Genomic DNA, 10,080 nt, shown 5'->3' on the forward strand with positions numbered 1-10,080 from the left:
AACTGAAAGACAGCGATCAGCGCTACGCCTATGCTCTGAAAGCCTCAAAAGATGGCCTGTGGGACTGGAATCTTCACACTAACGAGGCATTTTTCAGCCCCAGCTATCTGCACATGCTGGGCTATCAAGAGGATGAGCTGGAGACCACTCTCAGTACCTTTTTGAAAGTACTGATGTACCCCGAGGACATCCCCTACCTGGACAATATTGCCACCGAGTCCCTGCAATCACCGGATAAACCAGTGCAGTGTGAATACCGCATGCGGCACAAAGACGGACACATTGTCTGGGTCTATACGCGCGCCATTTTTGTAGATTTTGACGAACAGGGTACGCCGCTTCGGGCTGTGGGCGTCAACGCCGACATCACTCAGTTCAAAAAGGCTCAGGAGGAGCTGCGTCAGGCGCAATTGGAAGCCGTGAGCGCCAACCAGACGAAAACTGAATTCCTCACTCGTATGAGTCACGAGATTCGCACCCCCATGAACGCGATCATCGGTATGGGGCACCTGCTCAAGGACACTCCACTGGACAACTCACAGCAAAACTATCTGGGCAGCATCAATACCTCAGCTCGCAGCCTGCTGCACACCATCGACGAGATTCTCGATTTCTCGAAACTGGAATCCGGCACTTATCTGCTCGAAAACCGACACATTGATCTGGAACACCTCTATGAGCAGCTGGCACAGACTCACGCCAGTTGCGCCGAAGAAAAAGGCATAGAGATCATCTTCGATACCGATCCGTCCATGCCCCGGTTTGTCAAAGGCGATGCCCGACGGTTACAACAAATCCTTAACAACTTGCTCGACAATGCAATCAAATTCACCGAACAGGGCGATATTTCGCTGACCGCCCGTAAAAAATCGCAGCTGCAGAAAAGTGTCGAGCTGGAGTTTACCGTCACCGACAGCGGAATCGGCATTGCCCCCAGTGCACTGCAATCCATGTTCACACCTTTTACCCAAGCCGACGGATCCACTTCTCGCCGCGCCGGTGGTACCGGCCTGGGACTGACCATCTGCCACTACCTGATTCAGCAAATGGGAGGCACACTGACAGCCACCAGTGAAGAAGGGGTGGGCAGCAGCTTTACCTTCTCGGTACACTTTGAGCGCAGCCAGGTTGGCGAGCAGCCCATGCGACCGCAACCTGAGCGCTATCACAACCTGCGTACTCTGATCGTCGACGACCACCCCAGCGCACTGGCGATTCTGGAGAACACGTCCAAGACTCTGAATCTGCAGGTGCACACCGCCTGCAGCGCCACCGAGGCGATCAACAAGGTCCGGCAGGCAGATCAAAACGGCAGTTCATATGAGCTCATGCTGATCGATTTCAGCATGCCCGACATCAATGGCGTACAGACCTGCAACCTGATCCAGAAAACGCCAGACATCCTGCAGAAACCGAAAATGCTGTTGATCTCCAGTTACAGCCAGCAGGATATTGCCAGCCAGTGCCACCAGGCCAGCATTCCGCTGGAGAACGTCTGCGGCTTTATCAGCAAACCCGCGACACCTTCGCGTATTTTCGACGCCATTGCCCAGGCGTTCGGCGAAGATCTGTTCGAGCAATCACCCGAATTGAGTGCTGACGAAGCCGATCAGCGGCTCAGTGGCGCCCACGTACTGCTGGCGGAAGACAATCTGGTCAACCAGAAAGTCGCCATTGGCATCCTCAAGAAGAAAGATGTATCAGTCACTGTCGCCGGTAATGGACAGGAGGCTCTCGACGCCCTAAACCAGCACGAGCCCGGAACCTTCGACGCGGTATTGATGGACATGGAGATGCCCGAAGTGGACGGCTATGATGCCACTCGACGGATACGCAGCGGGCAATGCTGCCCTGACATTCCTATCATCGCCATGACCGCCCACGCTCTGGACGGAGATCGAGAACGCTGCCTCGATACCGGCATGGACGACTACATCACCAAACCGGTCAATCCGGACCTTCTGTACAGAACTCTGGCCCGATAACTGGAACAAAAACTGAGACTCTGAAGCCGTCACTCTGAAACACTTCATACATGCCCGGATCAGCTGCCAGCAGGGGATTTAACCGCTGGCACGCCCACACCTTCCACCGGTATACTTACCGGCTATTTACCCGTTTTTAGCGAGATCAATCACCTAAAAGCGAACCTGGACCAAAATACGCCCTGAAACCATGGGCTCCGGAGACCCGATGCGACTTTTTTCCCTGATACTGGCTACCGCTCTTTTAACGTTTGGACTGGCAGGCTGTGGTCAGAAAGGCCCGTTGTATTTACCTCAGCCTGAAGCGGCCGAGCAGCAGGCAGCGCCCGAGCAACCTGCTGAGCCCGCAGCGAGTGCAACACCCACCGAGTAAGTGCGGACATGTTTCAACGCCCACCGGGCCACACAACATTTTAGAGCGACGTTTACAGAACAACGTTTTCAGAATTAGAGAATTCCATGCAAGATTTTACCGAACGCGACGGCCAGCTGTTTGCCGAACAAGTGCCCCTCAGCCAGTTGGCTGAACAGTACGGCACACCTCTTTATGTTTACAGTCGTGCGGCCTTCAGCCGTCACTACCTGGATTATGCCAAAGCGCTGGGCGATCATCCGGGTATGATCTGCTACGCCGTCAAGGCCAACTCCAACATCGCGGTACTCAATGTGCTGGCACAACTGGGTGCGGGTTTTGACATCGTTTCTGAAGGTGAGCTGGAGCGTGTTCTGCTGGCTGGCGGCGATCCCGCTCGCGTGGTTTTCTCCGGCGTGGGCAAAACCCCCGCTGAAATGCGCCGCGCCCTGGAAGTGGGTGTTCACTGCTTTAACGTCGAATCCGAAGCCGAGGTGGACGTACTGGCCGCCGTTGCCGCAGATATGAATGCAGTGGCCCGGGTTTCCCTGCGTGTGAATCCCGACGTGGACGCCAACACCCATCCATACATCTCCACCGGTCTGAAAGAAAACAAGTTCGGTATCGACATCGCCGAAGCGCCACGGGTCTACGCCCATGCCAATCAGCTGGACTCACTGAATGTGGTGGGCATCGACTGCCACATCGGCTCCCAGCTGACCGAGCTGTCGCCGTTTGTGGACGCGCTGGATCGCGTGTTACAGCTGGTAGACCAATTGGCAAATCTGGGCATCACCATTGAACATCTGGATCTTGGCGGCGGCCTGGGCGTCACCTATAAAGACGAACAGCCACCGGCGGTTGCGGATTACATGCAAGCGATCAAAGACCGCCTGGGCAATCGTCCGCTGTCGCTGATCTTTGAGCCAGGTCGCTCGATCGCCGCCAATGCCGGCGTATTGCTGACGAAAGTGGAATATCTGAAACCCACGCCCCACAAGAACTTCGCCATCATTGATGCCGCCATGAACGACAACATCCGCCCGTCGCTGTATCAGGCCTGGCAGGAAATTCGCCCTTTGCAGGTGCGCGAAGGCGACACCCAACACTGGGATTTGGTCGGTCCGGTGTGTGAAACCGGCGATTTTCTGGGTAAAGACCGCTCACTGAACCTGGCCACCGGCGACTATCTGGCGGTCATGTCGTGTGGCGCCTATGGTTTCACCATGAGCTCCAATTACAACAGCCGTCCACGCGCCGCAGAAATTATGGTCGATGGCGACCAGGCCAGTGTCGTACGAGCTCGCGAAACGATCGCCAGCCTCACTCAGGGTGAAACTCTGCTCGACGCACCGACTGAATCATAAGGATCGACACCCCGTGAGATTACGTTTTACCAAAATGCACGGTCTCGGCAACGACTTTATCGTGCTCGACGGCATCAGCCAGCGCATCCGTCTGAGCGATGATAAAATCCGCCGTCTGGCTGACCGGCGCTTTGGCGTGGGTTGCGATCAGCTACTGATTGTCGAAGTCCCGCAGAACCCCGATGTCGATTTCCGTTATCGCATTTTTAATGCCGACGGCTCCGAGGTGGAAAACTGCGGCAACGGCGCACGTTGCTTTGCCCGCTTTGTGCTCGACCGCAAACTGACCGGCAAGCGCACCATCGTGGTGGAAACCGCCAACGGCATTATGACTCTGCGCGTGCTCGACAATGACGATGTCCAGGTGGATATGGGGGCGCCGCGTCTGGCGCCTGCCGACTTGCCCTTTACCGCCAGCGAACAGGCTGTGACCTACCCGCTACCTCTGAAGGACACCACGCTGGAAATCAGTGCCGTATCCATGGGCAACCCGCATGCCGTCACTGTGGTGGAAGACGTGAAAAGCGCACCGGTGGAACTCTGGGGGCCTCAAGTCGAAGCCCACGAGCAGTTTCCGCGTCGGGTAAACGCCGGTTTTATGGAAATTATTTCCCGCAACGAAATCAATCTGCGGGTGTATGAACGCGGCAGTGGCGAAACCCTGGCCTGCGGCACCGGCGCCTGCGCGGCGATGGTGGCGGGACGCTTGCGCAACCTGTTAGACTCCAAAGTTACAGTGAATCTGCCCGGCGGTAGCCTGACCATAGAATGGCAGGGGGAAGGTCAGCCGGTGCTGATGTCAGGCCCGGCAACTCATGTATTCCACGGTCAGGTCAAAGTCTAAGCAGGCAAGGCGAATTAAGGTCAACAACATCATCTTAAGGTCCACCACACAACCGGGGTCAAACACCGTACATGAGCGAGCAAACAGTTAGTGATACCGAGAAAGCCATCACCGAAGACCAGGTGACCAAATACCTCCGTAAACACCCTGATTTCTTTGTCAAACAACCCGGATTACTGGCTGACCTGCGATTGCCGCATGAAAGCGGTCAGGCCATCTCGCTGGTGGAGCGACAGGTGTCTATTTTGCGCGAGCGCAACATGGACATGCGTCACCGCCTCAGCAAGCTGCTCGATAACGCCCGCGACAACGACCGTCTGTTCGACAAAACCAAGCGTCTGGTACTGGCGCTTCTGGAAGGCAAAACCCTCACCGACACCATCGATTCGCTGTTTTACAGCTTCGATAACGAATTCAAAATTCACTACACCTCGCTGATCCTGTTTGGCGACAACGACAACCTGTCAGCCGGTAAGGCACGGGTAGAACCCCTGAGCAAAGCCCGCGAGAGCATTGCTCAGGTACTGAAGAACAGCCGCCCCCTGTGCGGCACCCTGTCTCCGGAAGAGATCAAATATCTGTTTCCCAAGCACGCGGAAAGCGTCGGCTCGATAGCTCTGGTGCCACTGATTCACGGCAACACTTTCGGCGTGTTGGCCATTGCCAATCGCGACCCCGGCTACTACCGTTCCAGCATGGGCACCCTGTTCCTCAGCTACATTGGCGAAGTTCTGAACCGCCGCTTGCCCCAGTTTTTGCCTCGCTAAGCCCCAGTTTTTGCCTCGCTAAGCCTCAGTTTTTGCCTCGCTAAGATAGGCACCGAATCAACAGAAGCGAGCGCCGCAAAGACAAAACCGACCGCAAGGAGAGATAAGCCCCGTGACCGATGCCACACCAGAGCTCAGCCGGGCAATCTCAGGTTTTGAGGAACATCTGCGTTTCGAAAAACGCCTGTCAAAACACACGCTGGAAGCCTACCAGCGAGACTTGCACCGACTGCGAGACTTCTGCCAGCACACTGGCGTGGCCATGACCGACCTGCGCCACTTTCACATCCGCCAGTGTCTCGCCCAGTTACACCGCCAGAATCTCAAACCCCGCAGCCTGCAGCGCTGGCTCTCAGCGGTTCGCACATTCTTTCAATACTGCCTGAAGCACAAGCTGGTCACACTCAACCCCTGCACCGGATTGCAGGCACCCAAAGCCGATAAACCACTGCCCAAAGCGCTGGATGTGGATCAGGCATTCCGTTTTGTGGAAGTCAAAGGTCAGGATTTTATGGCCATGCGCGATCGCGCCTGCCTGGAGCTGTTCTATTCTTCGGGGCTGCGTCTGGGTGAGCTGGTGTCACTGAACTGGTCGGATGTGGACCTCAGACAGGCACAACTGCGAGTCACCGGTAAAGGCAGCAAAACCCGCGAGCTGCCGGTCGGTCGTCAGGCCATCGACGCGCTCAAAGCCTGGCATCAAACACAGATTGAAGCCTGCGGAGAAGACACCACGGCGATCTTCACATCGCGCAAGGGGCAACGGCTCAATCCGCGCTCCGTGCAGGCGCGCTTCGAGAAGCTCAGCATGACTCAGGGTGTCGACCAACCGATTCACCCCCACATGCTGCGCCATTCCTTTGCCAGTCATCTGCTGGAATCCAGTGGAGATCTTCGCGCAGTACAGGAGCTGCTGGGGCACGCCAACCTGTCAACCACTCAGGTGTATACCCACCTGGACTTTCAGCACTTGGCCAAGGTCTATGACAACGCGCACCCACGTGCCAAAAGCCGTACCGAGCCTGACCCACACCAGCCGCCACTGACCGACGACCTGACGCCAGAATAGCTAGCACAGGTCGTAAACAGCGATCCTGATTAGATAGGCCGACTGCAATAATTATTGCTTGGCCTTTGAGGTGGATCGGATGTGGTATTGGGATCCACTCGCTGAATTTGTCCACCACGCGCCAGGAAAGCTTCCACCTCTGACTGTAATTGATCCCGCAATCTTTTACGGGAATCTACGGTGTGATCTTCGAGCCGCTCTTCGCGGTCGTCACGGTCTTCCAAAACGTCTTGATTCATATAAAAACCTGCTATCGGTTGTCACATTGCAATCAATGTTAGTCAATGTCGGCTTTTTCAGAGTCCGTTGCGATCTCTTAACAAGGTTCACAAAAGAACTCATGCCGCCTCTCATCAGAGCGTTCTGTGACGTCCCTGAACGCTGTATTTATAGTTCAAGTTCAATTCGTTTGACCACCTTCATTTGATGAAGTTTTTAGTCTTTTTTGCTCTAGAATATGCGACTATCTTTAACAGATAGTAATTACTTTGTTGTGGGGAAGCATGAATCAGGACGACGCCGAATCGCACCGCTATCTGACTTTTTTCTGTCATCTTAAAACCCTCTCAGTTCAGCCTCCGAGAGTGTTGATCAGCGCTTGCCTGGCCGGTGAAAATGTCCGCTATGACGGCAAGGAAAAAAGTCTGGGGAAGGCCCTGCCACAACTGACCGAGATGGTGGAATTGGTGCAGCACTGTCCGGAAATGGATGCGGGCATGGGCGTGCCTCGGGCGCCAATCCAATGGCTACAGACCACGACGGGAGAGCAGCAGCTGCAATGGGTCAACCGCCCCGGACAAACCCCGGAATACCCACTGCAAGAAAAGGCTGAGCAGTGGTGTCGCCAACACCCGGATCTGGACGCAGCCATCCTCAAGGCACGCTCCCCCAGCTGCGGCAAGGGAACAACACCTCTGCTCAATGAACAAGGTGACGTAGTGCAGTTTATTGACGGGCTGTTTGTCACCCAGCTGAAACGCAGCCATCGGCAGCTGCCCATTGTGGATGAAGCTTATTTTAGCCAGGACAGCGATCTTGCCTGGTTCGTGGCCGGCCTATATCTGCAAACTGCCACCTGTGAGATGTCGAAAACCCTGCGACAGCCACTGCAATGGTCTGGCGATCTCATGCAGTTTCTGACAACACCGGCAAACCAGCGCGCGGACAGACTACAAACACTGACCGCCCAGCTTAGGGCCGGTTGACACTAAATAGCAGGCGAAAAAAAAGCCGGCAATGCCGGCTTTCAGTGAACGGTGCGGACGGTTATACCGCCTCGCTGCCCGTTTCACCGGTGCGAATCCGGATGATCTCATCAATCGTGGTGATGAAGATCTTACCGTCGCCAATCTTGCCAGTCTGAGCCGCTTTGGTGATCGCTTCTACAGCCTGATCAACCATGGGCTCATCCACTGCCAGCTCCAGCTTAACCTTGGGCAAAAAATCAACAACGTATTCAGCGCCACGGTAGAGTTCAGTATGGCCCTTTTGACGACCAAAGCCTTTCACCTCGGTCACCGTCATACCCTGTACGCCAACCTCGGACAACGCGACGCGCACATCGTCCAGTTTGAAAGGTTTAATGACAGCCGTGATCAATTTCATCGATGTATTCCTTCTTAATATTATGGCTTGATGTTGTGATTAGCAGACCAGCGAACGGCTCGGGTTAATGGCCAAACCCCGCTAACTGTCTGATCAAGAACATCAAAATTATGACAGCATTTATTGTGCAGTACGTATATAAAAGTTGTTCGTGCACCTACATTACCATGTCTGCCCGCAGAAAAGCGACCCTGTTTACCCCTCCAGCGGTGCCTCTGCTTGCCCTGATCTGCAATCGGTCACACAGACAAAAACAGCAGACATAAAAAAGCCCGGTCACTTTTCAGTAACCGGGCTTCGAGTCCTAGTCAGTCAAATAATCTCTCTGGAGAGAATTACTTGCTGCTGGTGAACTCTGGGTAAGCTTCCATACCACACTCAACCAGATCCACACCGCTGAACTCTTCTTCTTCAGAGACACGGATGCCCATCACAGCTTTCAGGATGCCCCAAACGATCAGGCTGGTTACGAATACCCAAACGAAGATGGTAGCAGCACCGATCAGCTGACCGGAGAAAGATGAACCGTCGTTAGTCATAGGTACCAGCAACAGACCCAACAGACCGACAACACCGTGAACAGAGATGGCACCAACAGGATCATCAATTTTCAGTTTGTCCAGAGTCAGGATGCTGAAGACAACCAGTACGCCACCCAGACCACCGAACAGAGTCGCTTGCAGAGCTGATGGAGTAGAAGGCTCAGCAGTGATCGCAACCAGACCAGCCAGAGCACCGTTCAGCGCCATGGTCAGATCGGCTTTGCCGAACAGGATGCGAGCAACGATCAGAGCAGCGATCAGACCACCGGCCGCCGCAGCGTTGGTGTTCATGAATACGATCGCAACAGAGTTGGCAGATTCAACAGACGCAGTCGCCAGTACGGAACCACCGTTGAAACCGAACCAACCCAACCACAGGATGAAGGTACCCAGGGTTGCCAGAGGCAGGTTTGCACCAGGGAAAGCGTGAACTTCACCGTTTGAACCGTATTTACCCTTACGGGCACCCAGCAGCAGAACACCTGCCAGAGCCGCAGCAGCACCAGCCATGTGAACAATACCGGAACCAGCGAAGTCAGAGAAACCCAGGTCACCCAGAGTGTACATGCCGAAAACAGAGCTTCCGCCCCAAGTCCAGGCACCTTCCATTGGGTAGATGAAACCAGTCATCACAACCGCAAAGGCCATGAAAGCCCACAGCTTCATACGCTCAGCAACGGCACCCGATACGATGGACATAGCAGTTGCTACGAACACGACCTGGAAGAAGAAGTCAGCTGAAGGCGCGTAGGTCGCAGGGTCATCAGCACCAGCAACACCATCTGCAGCAATACCAGACAGGAACAGATCGCCGCCGTACATCAGGTGGTAACCGCAAATCATGTACATAGTACAGGCTACCGCGTACAGCGCGACGTTCTTGGTCAGAATTTCAGTTGTATTTTTAGAGCGGACCAGACCCGCTTCCAGCATGGCGAAACCGGCCGCCATCCACATTACCAGTGCACCGCACACCAAGAAATAAAAGGTGTCCAAGGCGTACTGCAATTCGAAAATTGAGTTTTCCATTGCGTTTCTCCGGGAGAGTTTTAACGTTTATCGTTTGAGCATTACGGGACAAGCCCGCTTATAGTGCTTTTATTCAGAGTCTCAACGGTTCAGAGCGTCAACTCAGATAAAAACATAAGTGCTTCGATTACAGCGCGTCGTTACCGGTTTCACCGGTGCGGATACGAATAACCTGCTCCAAAGCCGAGACGAAGATTTTACCGTCGCCAATTTTGCCGCTGTGCGCTGCCTTGCTGACGGCTTCCACAACGGTATCTACCTGATCGTCACCCACGGCAACTTCCAGTTTGGTTTTTGGTAGAAAATCCACCACGTACTCAGCACCACGGTACAATTCCGTGTGACCTTTCTGACGACCAAAGCCTTTTACTTCAGTCACGGTAATCCCCTGAACGCCAATATCTGACAGCGCTTCACGAACCGCGTCCAGCATAAAAGGCTTGATGATTGCTGTTACCAGTTTCATTGTTGAGCTCCTTTAATGACGCGCCGACGCGCCGCAAAGATAAAAGTGCCGGGC

11 protein-coding genes are annotated in these 10,080 nt (G+C 54.5%); 7 read left to right on the forward strand and 4 right to left on the reverse strand.

Features of this window, described 5'->3' with window-relative positions; translation table 11 throughout:
* The 6 genes from ACTG33_RS14350 to xerC form a co-directional block, all read left to right on the forward strand.
* A partial coding sequence (locus ACTG33_RS14350; protein WP_439135908.1) for a response regulator occupies window positions 1-1,985 on the forward strand: 1,985 nt, incomplete at its 5' end.
* A gap of 208 nt (window positions 1,986-2,193) precedes the next feature.
* Window positions 2,194-2,358: an LPS translocon maturation chaperone LptM gene (lptM, locus tag ACTG33_RS14355; RefSeq protein WP_439135909.1), complete on the forward strand. Its 165-nt coding sequence runs from the start codon at window positions 2,194-2,196 to the stop codon at window positions 2,356-2,358.
* 86 nt (window positions 2,359-2,444) lie between these two features.
* On the forward strand, window positions 2,445-3,704 hold the full coding sequence (gene lysA, locus ACTG33_RS14360) for a diaminopimelate decarboxylase (protein ID WP_439135910.1): 1,260 nt from the start codon (window positions 2,445-2,447) through the stop codon (window positions 3,702-3,704).
* Between the two features lie 13 nt (window positions 3,705-3,717).
* Entirely contained in the window at window positions 3,718-4,548 is an 831-nt protein-coding gene (gene dapF / locus ACTG33_RS14365; protein WP_439135911.1) for a diaminopimelate epimerase, read from the forward strand.
* 71 nt (window positions 4,549-4,619) lie between these two features.
* Window positions 4,620-5,315 (forward strand): DUF484 family protein, encoded by a 696-nt coding sequence (locus tag ACTG33_RS14370; RefSeq protein ID WP_439135912.1) that lies wholly within the window; start codon window positions 4,620-4,622, stop codon window positions 5,313-5,315.
* Between the two features lie 112 nt (window positions 5,316-5,427).
* Window positions 5,428-6,384: a tyrosine recombinase XerC gene (gene xerC / locus ACTG33_RS14375; RefSeq protein ID WP_439135913.1), complete on the forward strand. Its 957-nt coding sequence runs from the start codon at window positions 5,428-5,430 to the stop codon at window positions 6,382-6,384.
* 29 nt (window positions 6,385-6,413) lie between these two features.
* On the opposite strand, the gene ACTG33_RS14380 is transcribed toward xerC, so the two are convergent.
* Window positions 6,414-6,623 carry a hypothetical protein gene (locus ACTG33_RS14380; RefSeq protein WP_439135914.1) on the reverse strand — a complete coding sequence of 70 codons (210 nt, stop codon included), beginning with the start codon at window positions 6,621-6,623 and terminating at the stop codon, window positions 6,414-6,416.
* A 264-nt stretch (window positions 6,624-6,887) separates the two neighbouring features.
* Here ACTG33_RS14380 and ACTG33_RS14385 point away from each other — a divergent pair, with 264 nt between their 5' ends.
* On the forward strand, window positions 6,888-7,589 hold the full coding sequence (locus ACTG33_RS14385) for a DUF523 domain-containing protein (RefSeq protein ID WP_439135915.1): 702 nt from the start codon (window positions 6,888-6,890) through the stop codon (window positions 7,587-7,589).
* A gap of 61 nt (window positions 7,590-7,650) precedes the next feature.
* On the opposite strand, the gene ACTG33_RS14390 is transcribed toward ACTG33_RS14385, so the two are convergent.
* The 3 genes from ACTG33_RS14390 to glnK all read right to left on the reverse strand — a co-directional run bounded on the left by ACTG33_RS14390 (window position 7,651) and on the right by glnK (window position 10,026).
* Entirely contained in the window at window positions 7,651-7,989 is a 339-nt protein-coding gene (locus ACTG33_RS14390) for a P-II family nitrogen regulator (protein ID WP_439135916.1), read from the reverse strand.
* A gap of 335 nt (window positions 7,990-8,324) precedes the next feature.
* On the reverse strand, window positions 8,325-9,560 hold the full coding sequence (locus ACTG33_RS14395) for an ammonium transporter (protein ID WP_439135917.1): 1,236 nt from the start codon (window positions 9,558-9,560) through the stop codon (window positions 8,325-8,327).
* Between the two features lie 127 nt (window positions 9,561-9,687).
* Entirely contained in the window at window positions 9,688-10,026 is a 339-nt protein-coding gene (glnK, locus tag ACTG33_RS14400) for a P-II family nitrogen regulator (RefSeq protein ID WP_216095725.1), read from the reverse strand.
* Window positions 10,027-10,080: the final 54 nt, after the last annotated feature.

The sequence above is a fragment of the Pseudomaricurvus sp. genome, from assembly GCF_965662505.1.
Lineage (GTDB): Bacteria > Pseudomonadota > Gammaproteobacteria > Pseudomonadales > Cellvibrionaceae > Pseudomaricurvus.